The 20795-nt window shown below is 48.6% G+C and carries 17 protein-coding genes and 3 pseudogenes; 19 read left to right on the forward strand and 1 reads right to left on the reverse strand.

Annotation, left to right across the window (positions count from 1 at the left end; all coding sequences use genetic code 11):
* The first annotated feature begins 52 nt into the window (after window positions 1-52).
* From AAFJ72_RS07085 to AAFJ72_RS07145, 13 genes and pseudogenes are all read left to right on the forward strand, one after another.
* A complete protein-coding gene (locus tag AAFJ72_RS07085) occupies window positions 53-5899 on the forward strand; it encodes a polymorphic toxin-type HINT domain-containing protein (protein WP_432776579.1) in 5847 nt (1948 codons plus the stop codon).
* A 13-nt stretch (window positions 5900-5912) separates the two neighbouring features.
* On the forward strand, window positions 5913-6668 hold the full coding sequence (locus AAFJ72_RS07090; RefSeq protein WP_432776580.1) for a barstar family protein: 756 nt from the start codon (window positions 5913-5915) through the stop codon (window positions 6666-6668).
* A 256-nt stretch (window positions 6669-6924) separates the two neighbouring features.
* Window positions 6925-7257, forward strand: a complete 333-nt coding sequence (locus AAFJ72_RS07095) for a transposase (RefSeq protein WP_432775627.1) — start codon at window positions 6925-6927, stop codon at window positions 7255-7257.
* The gene (locus AAFJ72_RS07100; protein ID WP_432776581.1) at window positions 7248-7682 is read left to right on the forward strand and encodes an IS3 family transposase; all 435 of its coding nucleotides are present in this window, start codon (window positions 7248-7250) and stop codon (window positions 7680-7682) included. Before AAFJ72_RS07095 ends, AAFJ72_RS07100 begins: the two co-directional genes overlap by 10 nt.
* A 36-nt stretch (window positions 7683-7718) precedes the next feature.
* Window positions 7719-7895 (forward strand): annotated as a pseudogene (locus AAFJ72_RS07105) (IS3-like element ISHahy4 family transposase); the annotation flags it as partial.
* Window positions 7896-7985: 90 nt separating this feature from the next.
* Window positions 7986-8192: pseudogene (locus tag AAFJ72_RS07110) on the forward strand (transposase); the annotation flags it as partial.
* Between the two features lie 212 nt (window positions 8193-8404).
* Window positions 8405-8779: a hypothetical protein gene (locus AAFJ72_RS07115; protein ID WP_432776582.1), complete on the forward strand. Its 375-nt coding sequence runs from the start codon at window positions 8405-8407 to the stop codon at window positions 8777-8779.
* 374 nt (window positions 8780-9153) lie between these two features.
* Window positions 9154-9486: a transposase gene (locus tag AAFJ72_RS07120; RefSeq protein ID WP_432776583.1), complete on the forward strand. Its 333-nt coding sequence runs from the start codon at window positions 9154-9156 to the stop codon at window positions 9484-9486.
* Entirely contained in the window at window positions 9477-10406 is a 930-nt protein-coding gene (locus tag AAFJ72_RS07125) for an IS3 family transposase (RefSeq protein ID WP_432775628.1), read from the forward strand. Before AAFJ72_RS07120 ends, AAFJ72_RS07125 begins: the two co-directional genes overlap by 10 nt.
* 257 nt (window positions 10407-10663) lie before the next feature.
* Window positions 10664-10936 (forward strand): hypothetical protein, encoded by a 273-nt coding sequence (locus AAFJ72_RS07130; protein ID WP_432776584.1) that lies wholly within the window; start codon window positions 10664-10666, stop codon window positions 10934-10936.
* 514 nt (window positions 10937-11450) lie between these two features.
* Window positions 11451-11768, forward strand: coding sequence for a hypothetical protein (locus tag AAFJ72_RS07135; protein ID WP_432776585.1), 318 nt, complete (start codon window positions 11451-11453; stop codon window positions 11766-11768).
* 82 nt (window positions 11769-11850) lie between these two features.
* Entirely contained in the window at window positions 11851-12498 is a 648-nt protein-coding gene (locus AAFJ72_RS07140; protein WP_432776586.1) for a DUF3885 domain-containing protein, read from the forward strand.
* 117 nt (window positions 12499-12615) lie between these two features.
* Window positions 12616-13736: pseudogene (locus AAFJ72_RS07145) on the forward strand (IS3 family transposase).
* Window positions 13737-13959: 223 nt separating this feature from the next.
* Here the strand turns inward: AAFJ72_RS07145 and AAFJ72_RS07150 are convergent.
* On the reverse strand, window positions 13960-15033 hold the full coding sequence (locus AAFJ72_RS07150) for a superoxide dismutase (protein WP_432776587.1): 1074 nt from the start codon (window positions 15031-15033) through the stop codon (window positions 13960-13962).
* Window positions 15034-15201: 168 nt separating this feature from the next.
* Between AAFJ72_RS07150 and racE the strand changes: the two genes are divergently transcribed.
* From racE to tig, 6 genes are all read left to right on the forward strand, one after another.
* Entirely contained in the window at window positions 15202-16014 is an 813-nt protein-coding gene (racE, locus tag AAFJ72_RS07155) for a glutamate racemase (protein WP_432776588.1), read from the forward strand.
* A gap of 102 nt (window positions 16015-16116) precedes the next feature.
* A complete protein-coding gene (locus AAFJ72_RS07160) occupies window positions 16117-17163 on the forward strand; it encodes a GerMN domain-containing protein (RefSeq protein WP_432776589.1) in 1047 nt (348 codons plus the stop codon).
* Between the two features lie 189 nt (window positions 17164-17352).
* Window positions 17353-18114 carry a ribonuclease PH gene (gene rph, locus AAFJ72_RS07165; RefSeq protein ID WP_122905870.1) on the forward strand — a complete coding sequence of 254 codons (762 nt, stop codon included), beginning with the start codon at window positions 17353-17355 and terminating at the stop codon, window positions 18112-18114.
* Window positions 18107-18700 (forward strand): XTP/dITP diphosphatase, encoded by a 594-nt coding sequence (locus AAFJ72_RS07170; protein WP_432776590.1) that lies wholly within the window; start codon window positions 18107-18109, stop codon window positions 18698-18700. The genes rph and AAFJ72_RS07170 overlap by 8 nt, the downstream gene beginning before the upstream one ends.
* A 45-nt stretch (window positions 18701-18745) precedes the next feature.
* Window positions 18746-19270 carry a metallophosphoesterase family protein gene (locus tag AAFJ72_RS07175; RefSeq protein WP_432776591.1) on the forward strand — a complete coding sequence of 175 codons (525 nt, stop codon included), beginning with the start codon at window positions 18746-18748 and terminating at the stop codon, window positions 19268-19270.
* Window positions 19271-19411: 141 nt separating this feature from the next.
* Window positions 19412-20704 (forward strand): trigger factor, encoded by a 1293-nt coding sequence (tig, locus tag AAFJ72_RS07180; RefSeq protein ID WP_432776592.1) that lies wholly within the window; start codon window positions 19412-19414, stop codon window positions 20702-20704.
* Window positions 20705-20795 lie beyond the last annotated feature (91 nt).

Raw genomic sequence — 20795 nt, forward strand, 5'->3', positions numbered from 1 at the left:
CAAAATCCCCCCTTCTCACCAAGGGGGGACAACTAACCATTATGGAGGCATTATGAAACACCTTTCCATAAAATCACTCATCTACCTGCTATGCCTTTCCTTATGCGTCACACTCCTGCCCCCAGGAGCTGTGCTGGCAAACGAACCTTTCGAGTTGCCGCAGCAGCAGGACACACCTGTTGCCACCTCGACTCCGGAAGCAGCCGCAGAGGAACTCAAGCAGTCCATCGAAGACCAGCAGCTAGCCCCGCTAGAGGAACAAGCCGCAACAAGCGATCCAACCAAGTTTACCGAAGCGGATATCGCCGCGCTCACCTGGACACAGCTCGACGTCCAGACGGCAATTGAAATTCATCGGACTTATGACAGAGAACTACTGAAATTCGCAGCCTACTTCTACTCCGATCTTCTGCAACTCCTTTCTCTGCAAGAACAAGAGGAAGTAAAAGCACTCTCCGAAGACGAGCTTTTTGCCCGTTTCCGTGCTTTCGGACCGGATGAGTTGCAGCTTTTAACCAGACTGACTCCACTCGTCCAGGCGAAAATGCAGGAGCTTAATCAACTGGAAGAAAGAATGGAAGCCCAGTCGACTCCGACACTCCCAGAGGTGCAATTTACTGAAAAAGAACAGGAGTTTCGCTTCGCCCGTTCCAAAACAGAAAGTTCTGTAGACGAAATGTACCGGGCAGCCAACATCGTCGAGCAGGATGTTTACCTGGAAGGCAAGCACGGCCTTGACGTCGTGCTGCAGCGCAGGTACCACTCCTTAAGCAGCAAAATCAGCGTGCCTACCTGGAACGAAGCAGAGTCGAAAAACGAGCCATATACGTCTGACGAGAAGTTCGCGATCGGATGGGATTTCAATGTGCCGCGGATGGAGATCGTCACCAGGGGGCACAGGGTATCCGTCAGCGACGCTAATCGCAATCCAGGACAAGAAACCTATTCGCCCCACATTGAGAAGTACCCGGCAAGCTATTTGTATTATATTACGCTGGAAGACGGGACTTCTTTTGAATTTCAGCACACGAATGTCGTCAATTATCCTTACAACGATGTCAAGCTGTCCATTGAATACGTGGGCCACAATTACACCTTGTACTATCGCGACGTGAAATACGAATTCGATATTACCCGTGGAACTGTTGTAAAATCCAATATTTACGGCGATACAATCAAATACCAACTGAGCAGTGACGGCGAGCTGATAAGCATTGAGGACAGCGTCGGGCGCTACATCGTCCTTAAAGACAGAGATCGCAATGCTCTGACACAAGACCTGTACGTCTACAAGGATAAGTCCCAGACGACCGTGCTCAAGCATATCCGCTACCATCTCGAACATAAATCAGCTCTGAGTGTTTACACGCAGTTGAACCGTGTAGAAGTGCTCCCGGTACCGGGAAGCGGAACACAAGCATACACGGTTGCACGGTATACGTATCATAATCCGAAAACCAAAGGAATCGCGTACTTCAATCTGAACAAAAAATACACACTGGATAAGCTGGTAACTGACCAGACGCTCCAGGAGTCTCCTGCTTTCTGGGAATCGGACAAAAAGAATCGGAAGCAAATGGACTACCTGCTCATGCAAGAAGCTACCTATCCGTTGCAAGGGCTGTCCATCCAGTACGAGTATCGCCCGTATCAACTGGAGCAAACGTCTTTCAAGGACGGGCTGGTGCGAATGTTCCAGGACAAATACGCGCTGAGCTACATTGCCTACCATCCTGTCAACAAAGTGACGTACAGCTACAGCTTGAAAACACCGAAAGGCACGAATACGTACAAGCTGGAAAAAAGCTATGCAGACAACGACCAGTTTTACGAGATATGGAAAGTGCCCAAGGATCGGTTGACTCGGTTGAAAAACATGGCGGACAGACACGGCGATACGATTCAGGTCACCGAAACGGTGCCTTCCCGCTACACCCGTACGCTCCTGTTCCGCAGCAACGCAGAAGGAAACATGCTCTTGAGAAGCGAGAAAACAACGGGAATCAGCAAAGGCGGAACCTCGGTTTCCGGAGCCAAGTATCAGGTATCGTATAACCCGACGACGTACACGACGTACGCCTATTCGGGCAACCATACCAAACCGACTTACAAGTACGTGTTTCTGGAGCCATCTTCTGGCGTGACAGACAAGGATATTTTTAACCAATACTTGAAAGAGCCAGTCTTGTCCAGACGCGCCACGTATGCCGCGAAAATCAACAACTACGCGCAAGAAACGTACTTCGAATACGACGACTACGGCCACCTCGTCAAGCAATTGACGCCAGACGGCATCTTGACGACCTGGACGTACGATCTGGAGAGCAAAAAAGGCTTCCGTGCGTATTCCCAGTTGAAAACTGTGCGCACGCAAGCGACTTCCGCGTCCGGCGAGCCGTACTATTCGAACATTTCCTACGAGTACAACGACCAGTATTTGCTGCGAAAAGAAACGGAAATTCATTCGTTCCCGGTGAACATGTCCGGCTACAAAAGCCAGACTACGGAGCGAACCTATGAATACACGAATGCGCAGCTTTATTCGGTCACGGAAAACTTTGGCGGCAAGACAAGAACGCAGACGTTTACCGCCTATGATGCATACGGCGTGCAGCCGACGCAAATCTCGTTGGCAGGTATTGAACTGGAAAGCGGCAAAACAGACGTCCTCCACTTCGCACTGGAGTTCGACAACCAAAGCCAGCTAAAAAGCCAGACATACCCAGACGGCAGCAAAGTCACCTACGAATATGACACGTTGGGAAGAGTTCTCACGGAAACCTACCGCCACCAGGGCGCGAGCCGTATCTATGCGTATGTATATCGGGACGGCGAAGCATCCGGCACAGGCGCAGAGGGGCCGGGAATCGTCGAGAGAGTCTTGCCTGATGCATCCCGGATCATCACCTACTACACGCCATACGGGGACATCGCCTACCAGGAGCAGCGCGGGACGAGCGGAGGCAAACGCCCGCTGGTAGAAAACGAGTTTACCGCCGACGGCATGCAAATCAGCCGCACCATCCCATACGGCAACCAGGCGAAGAGTACGACATACACCTACGACTGGGACGGCTTCGTCTACCAGACTACGAACGCCTTGGGTACGACCCGCTCCCATCGGGCTAATGCGTATTCAGACGGCACCAGCTATTTGCCGCGCCTGACCGAACAAACATTGTCACCAAACGGCTACATCGTCACCACCTACCGCGACCTGTACGGCCGGGTAGAGAGCGTGGAAGAAACGACCCAACGAGGCAGCCACCACCGCGTGACCAACTACCAGACAGACCGCTTCGGAAAAGTTACAGACAAGGAAGTCGCGGACGGCAACATCACCCAACGCTGGACGATGCGCTACGATCATAACGACCAGTTGGTCTATTTGCGCGACCCGGAAAACAATGTGAACGAATACAGCTACGACGGACTCGGCAACCTGACCACCGTGATCGAAAACGGCACCCCTACTGCCGTGTACACGTATAACGCGCTGTCCTGGAAGTTGTCCGAAAAGAACCCGGAAACCAAGGCCGAGCAGTACACGTACGAGAAAAACGGCGCCGTCAAAACTTTCAAAGACAAAAACGGCGTCCTGTTCAGCTACCAGTATTCGCCGTTCAACGAAATGACGAAACTGTCTGCGGGCAGCAGCTTCTATGAAGAACGCAGCTACGATCCACTTTCCGGCTTGCTTTTGATGGAAACAAACAACTACGGCCAAACTGTCCGCTATGGCTACGACGAATACCGCCGCCTGAACCGGCAAACGATGATGGGAAAAGACTACCAACTCGTCTACTCCGACTACGATGAGAGCGTCGACGCCCTCATCTACCCATCCCGCAACGCTGTTTCCGGTTCGGCCCCTTCTATGCGCGTTGATTATACCTACGACAATGCCGACCGCCTCAGCACCGTGACGATCCCCGGCGTAGGAACGACGAGCTACAGCTATACGATAAACAACAACGGCGAGACCAACACCGTCTCCTACCCCGGCCAGTCGTCGGCGATGCAAAAAACGTTCAGTTCCTTTTCCGAGATCACGGGGATCAACCATGCGGATGGCTGGAACGAGACCAACAGCTACGATCTGTTCGGCAACATCATAAGCCAAAAACGCGGGGGAACGACTTATGGAACGTTTGCCTACGACAAACTGTCCCGGATCAAAGCAGAAACCATCCAGGGCAACACCCGCCAATACGCCTACGACCTTCGCGGCAACCGACAAATCTATGCCAACGCACCGACTGATTCGACGCGCAGCTACGAGTTGAAGCACGACTTGCTGAATCGCCTGATCGAATACAAAGACGCCAAAGGCACAACAAAGTACACCTACTACCCAGGCGGCCTGCGCGCGACGAAACAGCAAACGGGAAGCGTCACGGACACGACTCATTATGTGTACCTCAACGGGCAAGTGATCGAGGAACTGACCCAGGACGGTAGGGTCAAAGCCCGCAACGTCTTTGGCAACCAGCTGATCTGGCGCAAGGACTACACGACGAACCAGGAAGGCACGTATTACTACAACACCCACGGGGATGTCGTGAAGATTAAAGCTCCGAACGGCAATGTGTTGAACACGTATGAGTACGACATCTGGGGCAACTTGCTTGCCGATAAAGTCAAGGAAACGATGCCGAACCCGTTTGCGTATGCGGGGGAGATGTACGACAAGGAGAGCGGTTTTTACTACCTGCGTGCCCGGTATTATGATCCGAAGATGGGGCGGTTTGTGTCGGAGGATACGTATAAGGGGCAGGTGGATAATCCGCTTAGCTTGAATCGGTATGTGTATGTGAGTAATAATCCGTTAAAGTTTGTGGATCCGAGTGGACACTTACAGGAGATGACGGCAGGAGTAGGTGGCTATTCCTCGCCGGAAGCAGAGTATATACATTGGGCCAAGGTCGCAGCACAGAAGGCATACCAAGAGGGGATAGAACCCGAAGATGCAGTAAGCAAGTATGTACCAACGCCGCTACAAAAGGAAGTTCTTTCAACCGCTATTGTCACATTCAATACTACGGTTGGCATGAATCATGGAGATGTTCCCAATTTTAGTTCTGCAAGGACCGTTCAACCTGTTAAATCTGTTAAGCTTGTTGCTAAGGCAAACACAATAAAGGCAGCTGGTTGCAATTGTTTTACAGCGGGTACTAAAGTGCTGACAGATGAAGGGGAGAAGAATATTGAGGATATTCAAGTCGGAGACATGGTTCTCGCTAAGGATGAGTTTAACCCAGATGGAGAACTAGGCTACAAGGAAGTCACCGCTTTATATCGTAACCAACGTGATGATATTATTAAATTGTATGTTGGGGAGCAAATCATTGAGACGACAGACAACCATCCGTTCTGGGCTGAAGGCAAAGGTTGGGTCTTCGCCAATGAACTTCAGGTGGGAGATAAACTTCTAAAGGCTAATGGAAGTAACTTAACGATTGACAAGGTAGAGTTCGTTAAACTGGATAAGCCAGTTACGGTTTACAACTTTACGGTTGAGGACTATCACACGTATTATGTAACAGATTTGGGAATCTGGGTGCATAATACAAAATGCACTAGCAGCATTAAAAAACTTTCTAGTTCTAATCCTCTGCCCAAAAAAATTCGGGAACAATACGAAGAAATTATTTTAGGCAGGGGAACGCCAAGGATTAACCCGGCCACAGGTCAACAAAAGGTATTTAATGCGAACGAGTTGAAGAATAAATCAGGTGGTGGAGCAAATGTATGGGCCGGGTCGTTAGAATATGACGTTCCTGGAACTAACCATAGAATATTAAAAAGACCAGACGGAAAACTTGGGTATGTACTAAATCATGACTATTCACAACCTAGATTATTTCCGGGACCATGGTATCCTGAAGGTGGAAAATAGACTTGGAGGTACAATGGTTAAGTATAAAATATTTGATGATGACAGCCAATTAATTGTAGGAACTTGCAAAGACATTTTGGGACTTTCAGGAGAATGCACTACAATCGTTGAAAACGAATCTTTCCAAAAGATCATCCTAGAAGACTTTACAATAACCAGAGAATTTATGGGATACTGCACGGAAACAAAAGCCAGTGTTTCAAATATTCATCTAAGTATCCTAGATGTAAATGGGAATACCATTGGTTCGTTTTATTTCTCGCTAAAAGTTCCATTATACTTTCATAAAAATGTGCCTGAAATTAAACAAAGATATCTTGAACTAATTGGAACACTATTAACAAAGACCTCAAAAGAAGCTTTAGCGATTTGGGAAAAATGGAGACATTCTCCTCCTACATCCACTAACTTATGGTCTAGTCTCACAGAGCAACAAAGAGTAGGATGGTTAGAAGTTGCACGTTTATATTTTAAGAGAAGTCCAAATCAACAAGATGAAAGACATGGAGTATATGTTTTGGATGCAACTTACGTAAAGGATTCAACTTCTTTCTTTTGTGCTTTAGGAGAGGCAATTAATGGTCCAGGTGGATATTTTGGTTTTGATTTATTAAGTCTTGAGGATTGTCTTTGTGGTGGATATGGTGTAGCCCCCCCATTTACCCTTACTTTGCAAAATGATAGTGATTATTTTGAAACAAATAGCGTTTTTCTAACACAAATAAATCAGATCTTTACAGAAAAACAAGTAAGAATAGTTAGATCCTAATGTAGTGGGGCCGTCCGAAAAGTGGTATTTCTGCCCGATAACTAAAAAAGATCGAATAGGAGGGGGCGGCTAACTCCCGTCCTCTCACACCACCGTACGTACCGTCCGGTATACGGCGGTTCATTAAGCTTGACGAATGACAGAATATCGTTGTACTAAGCTTTTCAGCCCTTGCTTTTAAGCCCCAAAATTGGATTTGAGTCATCCCCCCTTATCTTGTTAAGCTGATATCAGAAGAACAGAGGGGGATATTTTTATGCAACGGAGACGCTATTCCATCGAGTTCAAACAACAACTGATCCAGGAAGCCCACGAAGTAGGAAACGCTAGCCAAGTAGCCAGACGGCATGGGATCGACCCGAAGATGCTGTATCGATGGATACGTGACTCCAAACACGCCGATTGGCAGCATACATCTTCCGAAGCAAAAGCCGTAACAAGCTATACACCAAGTCCAGGAGAGTTTCGGGAACTGGAAACGGAGAACGATAAACTAAAGAAACTACTGGGAGAAAAGGACTTGGAAATCGCGATCCTTCGTGATCTTGTAAAAAAGGTGAACCCAGCTTATCGGACAAAATGGAAATAGCCGACAAGTGGATACAGCTGGGGTACACAGCCAAACTGGTGCTACGTATTGTCGGCATCCTGGAAGCAACCTACTATTACCGAAAAAACAAAGCCTCCCAAAAACCTCGCGTTTATCACGGAGGAAGACCTATACCCGGTTATTCGTTGGCAAAGGACGGACAACCTGTCAGTGACGAACAAATCAAAGAATGGCTATCCGAGCTGATTGCCGATGAAGAATCTGCTTATGGCTATCGAAAGCTTACCGTCTGCCTACGGCGAGACCACCAACTGGTCATCAACAAGAAAAAGGTTTACCGCTTGCTGAAAGAAGAAGAACTCCTGCAACCCCAACGCCAAAAGAAAAGGAACCATCCTCGAAAGTTGGCAAACAACCAAGAGATTACCGCTCCGAATCAATTGTGGGAAATGGACGTAAAATAAGGATTGATCGTAGGAGAACAGCGTTTCTTTTTCCTGATGAGTCTCATTGATGTCTATGATCGAGCGATCGTGGACTACCATTTCGGACTGACCTGCGAAGGAAAACATGCGGCTCAGATTCTCCAACGTGCTTTGTGGAAACGGCAGCAATTCCATCATGATGGTCGCCCTGTTATCCGTACGGATAATGGTCCACAGTTTATGAGCCATGCCTTTGAAGAAGCCTGTCAGCATTTCCAAACGGTGCATGAGCCAATTCCTCCAAAGACACCCAATAAAAACGCTCACATTGAATCCTTTCACAGTGTTTTGGAGAAAGAATGTTTGCAACGAAATGAATTTCAGAACTACCCCCTGATTGTCCGGTCGTGGCGGAGTAACTGGGATGAACTGGCGACCTTTTTCAAGTACTCCCCTGAGTTGCGCAAGCTCATCTATACAACGAATATGATCGAAAGCTACCATCGACTCAGAGGGTTCAAAAAGAAGCAGATGATTTGGTTGCACGATTGCAACAAGGAAACACCAATCCTGGTAAAGGGAATAATTCATTAGGCTTCGGCGGTATACATGAACTTCGAGGTGATAACGGAGCACGAATATACTTTAGAAATACCAGTGATGGTGTAGAGATTGTTGCTAAGTCGTCAAAAGCGAATCAGGATGAAGTGATACGAGTATTGCGTGATTTATATGGTAACTAATATGATTGGAGGTCTGCTATGAAAATTATAAGTATTGAGTATCCTTCGTATTACGACAGCTTAGATAAAGAGAATGGGAATATGGATGTTTTCGTTAAACTTGATGATGGAATGACATATACCATGGTCGTTACTACTCCTAGTAATTATTATTGGTATATGGACAAGGAAGGTCTTGATTTTATTCCGGCTTCACCACCTGATATTATTGTAAGAAGTTTGGAAAAGGAAATAGTGGAGAAGGCACTTCAAACTTATATTCAAGACAATGCTTATTGGCTGAAACTATACTTCCTTGCAGGTGAAAGTACAGGCGTATTCGACGAAAAGCAAATGGAAGAAATGATACAAGACATCAGAAAATCTAAGGAAGAGATATTTGGTACTGAATAAGCGTTGTCAGTATTAAGACCTTGGGGGCGGCAATCCTCAAGGTCATCTTTTTACCCCCACCCAGTGCCGAATGAATCGGGCGGCTATGTTAAAAAGAACTTAACCCTCATCACCCCCGTATAATAATCCTCTAATATGCCTGTACGTACATGCAATGCTTGAATTTATACCCTAAATAACAGTGTTCCGTTACGTTGGACAGGTCGATTATGGTCAGATACCACCATGATTGACCTGTGTTTTGTTATCTTCACTTTCTCACGGTTTTTTCAAAATTGAATCGCAACTGTCCCTTTTAAGCCCCAAAATTGGATTTGAGTCATCCCCCCTTATCTTGTTAAGCTGATATCAGAAGAACAGAGGGGGATTTTTTTATGCAACGGAGACGCTATTCCATCGAGTTCAAACAACAACTGATCCAGGAAGCCCGCGATGTAGGAAACGCTAGCCAAGTAGCCAGACGGCATGGGATCGACCCTAAAATGCTGTATCGATGGATACGTGACTCCAAACACGCAGATTGGCAGAATACGTCTTCCGAAGCAAAAGCCGTAACAAGCTATACACCAAGTCCAGGAGAGTTTCGGGAACTGGAAACGGAGAACGATAAACTAAAGAAACTACTGGGAGAAAAGGACTTGGAAATCGCGATCCTTCGTGATCTTGTAAAAAAGGTGAACCCAGCTTATCGGACAAAATGGAAATAGCCGACAAGTGGATACAGCTGGGGTACACAGCCAAACTGGTGCTACGTATTGTCGGCATCCTGGAAGCAACCTACTATTACCGAAAAAACAAAGCCTCCCAAAAACCTCGCGTTTATCACGGAGGAAGACCTATACCCGGTTATTCGTTGGCAAAGGACGGACAACCTGTCAGTGACGAACAAATCAAAGAATGGCTATCCGAGCTGATTGCCGATGAAGAATCTGCTTATGGCTATCGAAAGCTTACCGTCTGCCTACGGCGAGACCACCAACTGGTCATCAACAAGAAAAAGGTTTACCGCTTGCTGAAAGAAGAAGAACTCCTGCAACCCCAACGCCAAAAGAAAAGGAACCATCCTCGAAAGTTGGCAAACAACCGAGAGATTACCGCTCCGAATCAATTGTGGGAGATGGACGTAAAATACGGATTTATCGAAGGAGAACAGCGTTTCTTTTTCCTGATGAGTCTCATTGACGTCTATGATCGAGCGATCGTGGACTACCATTTCGGACTGACCTGCGAAGGAAAACATGCGGCTCAGATTCTCCAACGTGCTTTGTGGAAACGGCAGCAATTCCATCGTGATGATCGCCCTGTTATCCGTACGGATAACGGTCCACAGTTTATGAGCCATGCCTTTGAAGAAGCCTGTCAGCATTTCCAAACGGTGCATGAGCGAATTCCTCCAAAGACACCCAATAAAAACGCTCACATTGAAACCTTTCACAGTGTTTTGGAGAAAGAATGTTTGCAACGAAATGAATTTCAGAACTACCAAGAAGCCTATGAAACGGTGACAAACTACCTCCTGTTTTACAACCAACGCCGGATTCATGGTAGTTTGTACGACTTATCACCTGAAGAATTTGGCAAGTCGCTTGCCCTGCAGCGTGTAAAGCCATTTGTCGTAAAAGTATAGCGAGGCAATCGGTCGCACAACTCGTCTTTCTTCAACCTAACGGCCAAGCAGGAAGGAAAAAATCTGGGGTCAAGCGTCCCCCTTGACGCTAGATTTTTTCCTTCCTACACTCCCAGGTGGTTGAAAAAGAAGAAAATCCTATGAAATTGCGAGAATAAGGGAGAAAGACTCTAAATTTAAGGGGTTAAACCGGCTGTGGAGTGGTTTCACGGGTACATTTGAAGTGAAAAATAATAAATAAAAAGGAGAGTAATTAAGTGTATAACTTTAAGTTTAAAATTGATGAAAAAGGCAGGGGGTTTTGTAATGATATTGTAAATGTGATGGTAGACAACTTTCAAATTACAAAAGAAGAAGCTGTTGGCAGAATTAATGAGCATTGGAGTAATACAGAAATAGTGGGTGAATATTGCATGGTTTATCATGAATTACCAGAATTTTGGGGGTACGAAATATACTTCGGCTCTAATTCACGTTGGTGGGCAAGAAAAGATGATCCAGAGTTAAAGCCTAAACCATTCTCATTATAATTACGGTACTGAGAAAGGGATTTAAGGGCCAGTCAAGGTTTTTGTGTAAACTCAATCAACCAACACATGAAAAGGTTTCATCCCCTAATTGAGACGTCTTTTTCTAATCCAATCTAGTCAAGGGCACAAGGCGAAACGAACTCTTGACGCATTGGAGGGGAAAAAGAGAATCCTTTTGGGGGACTGACCCCATAAGATGAGACAAATCAAAATGGATCGGCTACACTGAATTGGACAATTTTTTTAAGGTCTAGCAGATGTGTGAACGCTCACCAAAATGTTGACCACTATCATAAAGTTACCCACCTGACAGTTTGAGCACACGTCATCATTTTCACACCTAATTGCAAATGTTTTTCTGAGCCAAGGATCGTCAAGGGCTTGCGTAGCAAGGGGTTTACCCTTTATCCTTGACGATCCTTGGTGCAGGAAATAAAATGCTGCTTTGTGTGAAAAAAAGCATCGCAGGTGGTCAACTCGAAGATGATCGTTTGCTCCAAAAATGGTCAACTTTTTGATTAGCATTCACACTAATCTTGGTATTTGGACGCATAATGCTTGCAGTACACCTAATACAACTACGAAATGGGATATAAAATCAAATGCGAAAGCAGAACTAACCTACAATTTCCATGGGCAAAAAGTAAAAGCCTATCAAGACAGTAATGGCTACTGGTGGGCGAAAGACACTACTGGTCATGGCGGCTCAGCTTACAAAGTATTTGAAAAGAAAGGTAAAGAACTCCATTGGGTGGCGGACGCAGATGAGTACGGAAACAGGATTACAGATAAGCACAAGAGTCAGACTGGTACTGTAATTAAACTGAATTAATGTATTTGGTGGAGGGAGTATTTGGTGGAGGGAGGGGAATGTCCCCCCCCTCTGTCATACACATATCATGGGCGGTGTATAAATGGGCTATAATAAACAGTTAGATGAGTTTTTATCCAGTACATTTCCAGGACTTCAATTAAAAAGCCCCCTTTTTTACAGTTCTGAAATTGCAATTAGATTTGAACTAGGGGGCAATCTTAATGAGCGAAGTAGGGTCGAAAGAGTAGTTCACAGGGCATTGTCAATATTTAATGAATTTAATCAGCCAACTGATGACGTATATCTAACAGTTTTTGTTGATAGTTGGGATGAAAATCCGGTCGCTTCTTTTGAGAATGATGTTTATGAACTATTTCTCTCGTATTCGTCTGGAGTCAGAAATGAAGATATTGACAAGCTAGAGCAAGAGTTTCGCTATAAAGACCCGGATGAAAATGGCGACGACGATACTATTACGTTGCGATATTGCACAAAGGTTAAAGTGAAAGATTTGAAGGTGGAAGAATTACTGGGTGCAATTGCAAGCCGAGAAATGGGATTTGAGACGCGCATTGTTGGAGATATCTTTTTGGTCAATGAAACGAAAAAATCCATATTTTATGTCTACGATGACAGAGGTATGGATGTTGTAGCAGATGATATAAAGACGTTAAGAGCAGTTTATGAGAAATATAATAACTGGATATTAGATTATGATCGAAGTCGAATAGACAAAATATTTTCTTGATAAGACCTTGGGGATAAGTCCCTCCAAGGTCTTTCTTTGGATCGGTTACACTAAGTTGGACAGAAAAAATAAGGGCTTGTAGAATAAACCCATTATGTTAAGGAGCGGATCTCTACAATGCCAAAACAGCAACGACGTACCTTTCCCTTAGAATTCAAAAAACAAATGGTGGAACTCTATGAAAACGGTAAATCCAGAGCAGCGATTGTCGAGGAATATGACCTCACAGCTTCCGCTTTAGACCGCTGGATCAAGCAGGCTCAGACGACGGGCTCCTTTAAGGAGAAGGACAATCGCTCATCAGAAGAAAATGAACTAATTGCTTTACGAAAAGAGAACCAGCGTCTGAAAATGGAGGTCGATATTTTAAAGCAAGCCGCGCTGATCATGGGACGAAAGTAGCTATCATAAAGAACAATCGTGATAAATACTCGGTATCAGCCATGTGCGACGTCCTGCAAATCGCAAGAAGTACGTTTTATTACGAAGCGAATGAACCAGCCAAAGAAGATGACATTACCGAAGCGATTGTGGACATCTTCCACAAGAATCGAAAAGCCTATGGCACTCGAAAAATCAAAGTCAAGCTTCAGGAACGCGGAATGGTTGTCTTCAGGCGCCGAATCGGTCGAATCATGAAGGAGCAGGGGCTCGTATCCACGTACACCGTAGCACAATATAAGCCTCATAAAGCCACTTGTAATGAAGCAGCTACGGCGAATGTCCTGAATCGAGAGTTTGAGCAGGCGGAAGCCAAACGCTTCGTTGTCAGCGATCTGACGTATGTAAAGGTTCAAAATCGTTGGCATTACATTTGTGTGCTGGTCGATTTGTTCAATCGAGAGATTATCGGTCATAGTGCAGGTCCAAATAAGGACGCTGCTCTAATTTCCCGTGCTTTTGCGACGGTACAGGGCGACTTACGCCAAATTCAGTGGTTTCATACTGACCGTGGCAGCGAATTTAAAAATCAAAAGATGGACGAGCTTTTGGAGACATTTGAGATCGGCCGATCTCTGAGTATGAAAGGCTGTCCTTACGACAACGCTGTGGCCGAAGCCACCTAGAAAATCATGAAAACAGAGTTCGTGAACCGGGTGAAATTTCAGAATCTTCGTCATCTGGAATTGGAATTATACAATCACGTCAACTGGTTTAACAAGCATCGCATTCATGGAACATTAGGCTATATGACGCCTGTTCAGTATCGCCATACAGCCCTTAAAAAAGTTGTCTGATTTACTGTTGACAATCCACAGTCGAAAAATTGCCCTGCAAAAAAAACAGATAAAACGCCAAAAGGTGGCCACTACCCATTCCGGCAAAAAATACAGAATCTCCATTCCACCATCTCCACCCCGTAACCAACCAGAAAACAGAAACAAAAAACAGAAACCATTTACCCCCTTTTCACCCCAAAATACCTCCGGGAGAACAGGGGGCTTTTCACGAAAAAAACTCTCAAAACGGCTCCCAGCGCAGCTTCCGCGCTTGCTGGAAACGCTCCTGCACATAGGGCCAATTCACGATATTCCACCAGTTTTCCACGTATTTGTCCCGCTGGTTTTGATACTGGAGAAAATAAGCGTGCTCCCAGACGTCCAGCACGAGGAGCGGGACCGCATCCCATTGCGCCAGGTTTTGATGCTTTTCCGCCGTCAGGATTTCCAGGTGCTGGGCGCGCGGCGACCAGACGAGGATCGCCCAGCCGGGGCCCTCCACTTTTCCGGCTGCCTGGGAAAACTGCTGACGGAATGCGTCAAAAGACCCGAAGTACCGCTGGATCGCCTCCGCCAGCTCGCCTGTTGGCGTGCCACCTCCGTGCGGGCTCATGGACGGCCAGAAAATGGAATGCAAATAATGGCCAGCCCCGTGAAAAGCCAGCTCGCGCTCCCAGTGGCGAATCAGGTCGTAGTTGCCGCTTTGACGGGCTTCGACCAGCTTTCGCTCTGCTGTATTCAAGTCGTCTACATATTTTTGATGCAGCTTCTCGTGATGAATGCGCATCGTCTGCTCGTCGATATACGGTTCAAGCGCGTTGTACGCATACGGCAACGGCGGGAGGGTATGACGGCCAGGGGCGACGGGGCGCGCGACGCGTATGGGCTCGCGTGCGGTTTCACGTACAGCCTGGTACGGAGCGGAAATGGCCATCTCCATCATCTGGGCAGGTGTTGCTTCGCAGGCTTCTGTCGCTCCCTGCACCGCTTCTGCTTCCAAAAGCTCCTCGTGCGACTCATCCTTAGCCACTGTCTGCTCCACAAACCGCTCATCCTCCGCCAGTTGGGTCAGCCGCAAAAAATGGTGGAATTGCTTCTGAACCTCCTCAGCCCGTGCGATGAGTATCGGGAGTGCCTCTGCTGCTTCTTGCTTGTGTATCTGCGTAGCCTGTCTTCCTATTTTGATAAAAGATTCTTCAAATTTGTGCAGATGCCGCTCCAACTCCCGGTTCAGTGTTTTTTTTCGCCGCAAATGGTCGATCCATTGGCGGCCCCACTGACTCCAATCCAGCAATTTTCTGGTTTTCTCTTCCAAAAAAATTCCTCCTCACTTGGGCGCATCTCACCCTCAGATTATGAACGCAGCCCAGAGAAGGTGCGACATTCGCGGAGTACAAGAAAATTAAATGCCGCATATGGTAGTAGCACAAATGTTTGAGTGGTATGCTGTACTATATTCATTACAACAGGGGAGACACATTGCATGAGTAGAGATGAAGCGATTGCCGTCATTGATTCAGGAGTGGGAGGATTGACCGTAGCAAAAGAAGTCATGCGTCAGCTACCCGAAGAAAAAATCATCTACGTAGGAGACAACGCGCGGTGCCCGTACGGCTCCAAGTCCCCGGAAGAGATTCGGACATACAGTTTTCAAATGATTGATTACGTCATGAATACGCCGCTCAAGGCGCTGGTGATTGCCTGCAATACGGCAACAGCAGTTGTTCTGGAGGAAGCGATGGCTCATTTGCCGCTACCGGTGATCGGGGTGATTGAGCCGGGAGCGCGTGCGGCCGTTTCAGTGACGAAAAATGGACGCGTCGGGGTGATCGGGACAGAGATGACAATCCGCACGAAAGCGTACGAGCGTGCCCTGCTGCGTGCCGAGCCGAATTTATATGTGGTGGGAAAAGCTTGTCCGGCGTTCGTGCCGCTTGTGGAGAATCATCTGGCAAACTCGGACCAGGCGCGAATGGTCGTCGAAGAAGCATTGGCGCCTTTGCGTGCGAAAGACCTGGACACCTTGATTCTCGGCTGTACCCACTATCCGCTCTTGGCCCCGGTTATTCAGGAGGTCATGGGGGAGGGGGTCAGATTAATCAGCTCCGCCGAGGAAACTGCGCGCGAGCTGGCCGTACAGATTGCGCCCTTGGCGGCACGCAGACAAGAGGAACCGCCGCAGCATCTGTTTGTCACGAGCGGAGACGCGGAGCGCTTCCGGACGATTGCCGAAGAGTGGCTTGCGGACAAGGTGAACGTCCTGCATCATTCTCTGGAAAAATCTGTGCAGCCGTAAAAGCGCGGCTGGCTGTCCTTTTTGCCAGACAACTTTCAACGCATAAACCCAAGCCCTGCTCGTATACATGGTAGTACAAAGTGTCTGGAGGAGGCTGGGGAAATGAAGATGGGACACATAGGCAAAATGACGGCCGTTTTGGGGGTAAGCGCCGTGCTTTTGTCGGGCTGCGGTCTCTATGGCCCGGAAACGGAAACGAGCAGCATTGACGCACCGCCACAGGTGTCGGTCGATCAGCCGAACGGAGCAGTGTCACCGGATGTCGCCGTCCAGGGCAGCGAGCAAGCGGTTCAACAGACAAGCGAAAGAACCGTCTATTTGCTCGACGCAAACGGCTACGTCGTACCGGTGTCGCTGACGCTTCCGAAAACAGAAGGCCCTGCCAAGCAAGTTTTGAGCTACATGGTCAAGGGCGGGCCGGTAGAAAGCATGCTGCGGGGCGGTTTTTCAGCCGTGCTGCCGCAAGGGACGGAAGTGAAAGGACTGGTTATCAAAGACGGTGTGGCCACGGTTGATTTTTCCAAAGAATTCAAAACGTATGAGGAAAAAGACGAGAAGAAAATTCTCGACGCCGTGACCAGGGCGCTGACCGAGTTTTCCAACGTCAAGACCGTGCAAATCTGGGTGAACGGAACTCCGCTAACCGAAATGCCGGTTGCCAGCACGCCGATTACGCAGTTGGACCGCAACCACGGGGTCAATCTGGAGCTGGCGGAAGGGGCCATGCCGGGAAAAACGTCAGCGGTGACGGTATATTTCCAGGGGCAACTGGATGACCAGCGCACGTACTACGTTCCAGTTACCCGTCTCGTCCCGGAAACGGCTGACATCGCCAAGGCGACCGTGGAGGAGCTTATCAAAGGGCCGAAGCAAGGTTCGCAGCTGTTCAGCTCCCTATTGCGGACGACCCGCGTGCTGGACGTAAAACAGGAGAAAGACCTGATTACGGTCGATCTGAGCAGCGACATTCTCAAGTACGACGAAGGCAAGGAGGCAAGCCCGGAAGCTTTGCAATCCCTCGTGCTCTCCTTGACCGAATCGACGGGAGCCAAACAGGTGCAGCTTCTCGTTGAAGGCAAGCCGCTTGCCAACGGCGCATTCACAAAGCCTGTGAGCCGTCCGCTGCAGCTCAACCCGATCGCGTTCTAATCAACCGAAAGCCTGCCCACCCACGCCCGAATGCTGCGAGCGTGGCTTTTTCTTTGCAAAAAGAAGCAAAGTCATACGAAAATTTGCAATTGGTGTAAATAAGGGAGAGCGGTTTGGGCAGTGGCAGAGCGTTTCCTGCCTCTGGTATAATGAGCGGAGTGTATCAAAGCAATTTAGGAGGAACTTGGAATGAGAGTGGATGGCCGTGCCCATGACCAGTTGCGCCCAGTAACCATTACGCGCAATTACATTAAACACGCGGAAGGATCGTGCCTGATCGAAGTTGGAGATACCAAGGTAATTTGTACGGCAACTCTGGAGGATCGGGTACCGCCTTTCATGCGTGGCGGCGGGAAGGGCTGGATCACAGCCGAGTACTCCATGCTTCCCCGCGCGACTGCGACCCGCAACGCGCGTGAGTCTTCCAAAGGCAAGGTCGGAGGACGGACGATGGAAATCCAGCGATTGATCGGACGCGCGCTGCGTTCGGTGGTGAATCTGGAGGCGATGGGAGAGCGCACGATCTGGCTGGATTGCGACGTGATCCAGGCGGATGGCGGTACGCGCACAGCTTCCATTACAGGAGCGTACGTGGCGATGGTCGACGCGATGCAAAAGCTGGTGGAGAGCGGCGTATGGAAGCAACTGCCGCTGAACGATTTTCTGGCGGCGACATCCGTAGGCGTGATTGGCGATGAGACCGTGCTGGACTTAAACTACAAGGAAGATTCGACAGCGACGGTGGACATGAATGTCGTCATGACGGGCAAAGGCAAGTTCGTCGAGCTGCAGGGCACCGGCGAAGACGCTCCGTTTTCCCCGGAACAGCTGCAGGAAATGATCGCCCTTGCGAAAATCGGGATCGGCAATCTGATTCAGAGTCAGAAGCAGGCGCTCTCTGATGTTCCCCTGACGTTTGCTGAAAACGTAGTGGAGGAAAGTCATGTCTGATCGAAAAAAAGTCGTTCTGGCGACACGCAACCAGGGAAAAGTGAAAGAGTTCAACCGACTGTTTGCCGATTACGGCTGGGAAGGCATCAGCCTTGCGCAGTTCGAGGGCGTGCCGGAAGTGGTGGAGGACGGTGACACGTTTGAAGCCAATGCGCTGAAAAAAGCAATCGAAATTTCTACATACTTGCAACTGCCGGCTCTTGGCGACGATTCCGGACTGGAGGTAGACGCACTGGACGGACGCCCGGGCGTCTACTCCGCCAGATACGCCGGAGAGGAAGCGACAGACGAACAAAACTGGCGCAAGCTGCTGCAAGAGCTGGAAGCCGTGCCGATGGAGCAGCGTACCGCGCGCTTCCGCTGCACGTTGGCGCTGGTCATTCCAGGCGAGGAACCGATTATCGCAAACGGCGCCTGTGAAGGGCTGATCGCCCGGGAGCCAAAAGGGACCAACGGCTTCGGCTACGATCCCGTCTTCTACATTCCCGAGCTGGGAAAAAGGATGGCGGAGCTTTTGCCGGAGGAAAAGAACCGGATCAGCCATCGCGCCAAAGCGATGCAGAAGCTCTTGGAAATGCTGAAATAACGGGCAAATAGCCTGACTGAAGAGAACACGGGAGAGTGAGGCTCGATGGCAATTCTCGTCATGAGTGACAGCCATGGTCTGGTTCGGGAAGTAACTCAGGTGGCAAACAGACATTCCGTTGACAAAATTTTGCATTGTGGCGATTTTTGCGTCGATCACAAGCGCGATCCGTTTTCCCGGATGACGCTGGTGAGAGGAAACTGCGATGTCCCTTCTGAGGTTCCGACCGAGCAGCAGACAAAATGGCGGGACCTTCACATCCTGCAAACGCACGGGCATCTGTTCGGGGTCAAAAGCTCGCTGCTTCGCCTGCATTACCGGGCGGAGGAGGTCGGAGCGAACGTAGTCGTCTTCGGCCATTCGCACGTCCCCGCCTGTGGCGTCGAGCGGGATATCCTGTTTGTGAACCCGGGGAGCCTGCAACTGCCGAGAGGCTTTGACGTGCCGACTTACGCGATGATCGAGGAGGCGGGCGTCAAGCCAAAAACGGTCCAGGTGGCCGTCACCTTTTACGACTACCAAGGCAACCTGGTGCGGGAGTTGGGCGGAAGCTATTCGATTCGACGCTGAATCGGGTAGCTTCTTGTCAAATAAAAGATTTGTGCTATACTAGAATGGTTATAATGGCTAGAATATTATCGTCCGAGCCTGCGAAGATACCACGGCGCGGCTGGCGATGTTCTGTTATTCGATTTAGGAGGGGAAGTTTACGTGACAGCAAAATGGGAAAAGGTAGAGAATAACCAGGGAGTCCTGACGGTTGAAGTAGATGCTGCGCAAGTAGACGAAGCATTGGATCAAGCGTTTAAAAAAGTTGTGAAAAAGGTGCAAGTTCCAGGATTCCGCAAAGGAAAAGTACCTCGCAAAATGTTCGAATCCCGTTTTGGTGTAGAGTCTCTGTACCAAGACGCGCTCGATATTCTGCTGCCAACTGCTTACGGACAAGCTGTTCGTGAAACTGGCATCGAGCCGGTAGATCGTCCAGAGGTGGACGTAGAGCAAATGGAAAAAGGGAAAAACCTGATCTTCAAAGCTACTGTAACGGTGAAGCCTGAAGTGAAGCTCGGCGAGTACAAAGGTCTGGAAGTCGAAGAAAAAGACTTCACCGTGACTGACGAGAGCGTGGATGCTGAACTGAAGCGCATGCAAGAGCGTCACGCTGAACTGGTAACAGTAGAAGAAGGTACTGCGCAAAATGGCGACATCGTTGTCATCGATTTCGAAGGCTTCCAGGATGGCGTTGCATTCGAAGGCGGAAAAGCAGAAGACTACTCTCTGGAACTCGGTTCCGGCACTTTCATCGCCGGCTTCGAAGAGCAACTCGTAGGTCTTGCCATCGGCGAAGAGAAAGAAATCAATGTTACCTTCCCGGAAGAGTACCATTCTCCTAACCTCGCTGGCAAGGAAGCCGTATTCAAAGTGAAACTGAACAGCCTGAAGCGCAAAAACCTGCCAGCATTGGACGACGAGTTCGCAAAAGATGTGAGCGAGTTCGATACGCTGGAAGAGCTGAAAGCTGACACCAAGAAAAAACTCGAAGAAAAAGCTGCGCAAGAAAAAGAACAGTATGTTCGTGAACAACTGGTTCTGAAAGCAGCAGAAAACGCGGAAATCGATCTGCCAGCCGTTATGGTTGAGCACGAGCTGGACCAAATGGTGAACGAGTTTGGCCAACGCCTCCAGTTCCAAGGCATGACACTGGATCTGTACTACCAGTTCTCCGGCATGGATGAAAGCCAGCTGCGTGACCAACTGCGTGCAGATGCGACCTCCCGCGTGCGCACTTCCTTGACATTGGAAGCAATCAGCAAAGCGGAAAAAATTGAAGCGACAGAGGAAGATGTAACCGAAGAGCTGAACAAGCTGGCTGGCGTTTACGGCCGTCCTGCTGACGAGCTGCGCAAAATCTTCACTGCACAAGACAACATGATGGCACTTTACCGTGATGTGCAAATTCGCAAAACGGTTGATTTCCTGGTTGCACAAAGCAAAGCAAGCGCATAAGCTTAGGAAGAACGCATGATGATTGGCCGGTGGTCAGGCATTCTGGACCGCTGGCTGTACCAACTACAAGGCACGATGCACTCGTGCCTTG

Source organism: Brevibacillus gelatini, assembly GCF_050920745.1.
Taxonomy (GTDB): domain Bacteria; phylum Bacillota; class Bacilli; order Brevibacillales; family Brevibacillaceae; genus Brevibacillus; species Brevibacillus gelatini.

What these genes read in the sequence shown, in the direction of transcription:
- AAFJ72_RS07085 (WP_432776579.1), top strand. Translation starts at nt 53, where the DNA reads ATGAAACACCTTTCCATAAAATCACTCATCTACCTGCTATGCCTTTCC.
- AAFJ72_RS07090 (WP_432776580.1), top strand. Translation starts at nt 5,913, where the DNA reads ATGGTTAAGTATAAAATATTTGATGATGACAGCCAATTAATTGTAGGA.
- AAFJ72_RS07095 (WP_432775627.1), top strand. Translation starts at nt 6,925, where the DNA reads ATGCAACGGAGACGCTATTCCATCGAGTTCAAACAACAACTGATCCAG.
- AAFJ72_RS07100 (WP_432776581.1), top strand. Translation starts at nt 7,248, where the DNA reads ATGGAAATAGCCGACAAGTGGATACAGCTGGGGTACACAGCCAAACTG.
- AAFJ72_RS07115 (WP_432776582.1), top strand. Translation starts at nt 8,405, where the DNA reads ATGAAAATTATAAGTATTGAGTATCCTTCGTATTACGACAGCTTAGAT.
- AAFJ72_RS07120 (WP_432776583.1), top strand. Translation starts at nt 9,154, where the DNA reads ATGCAACGGAGACGCTATTCCATCGAGTTCAAACAACAACTGATCCAG.
- AAFJ72_RS07125 (WP_432775628.1), top strand. Translation starts at nt 9,477, where the DNA reads ATGGAAATAGCCGACAAGTGGATACAGCTGGGGTACACAGCCAAACTG.
- AAFJ72_RS07140 (WP_432776586.1), top strand. Translation starts at nt 11,851, where the DNA reads ATGGGCTATAATAAACAGTTAGATGAGTTTTTATCCAGTACATTTCCA.
- racE (WP_432776588.1), top strand. Translation starts at nt 15,202, where the DNA reads ATGAGTAGAGATGAAGCGATTGCCGTCATTGATTCAGGAGTGGGAGGA.
- AAFJ72_RS07160 (WP_432776589.1), top strand. Translation starts at nt 16,117, where the DNA reads ATGAAGATGGGACACATAGGCAAAATGACGGCCGTTTTGGGGGTAAGC.
- rph (WP_122905870.1), top strand. Translation starts at nt 17,353, where the DNA reads ATGAGAGTGGATGGCCGTGCCCATGACCAGTTGCGCCCAGTAACCATT.
- AAFJ72_RS07170 (WP_432776590.1), top strand. Translation starts at nt 18,107, where the DNA reads ATGTCTGATCGAAAAAAAGTCGTTCTGGCGACACGCAACCAGGGAAAA.
- AAFJ72_RS07175 (WP_432776591.1), top strand. Translation starts at nt 18,746, where the DNA reads ATGGCAATTCTCGTCATGAGTGACAGCCATGGTCTGGTTCGGGAAGTA.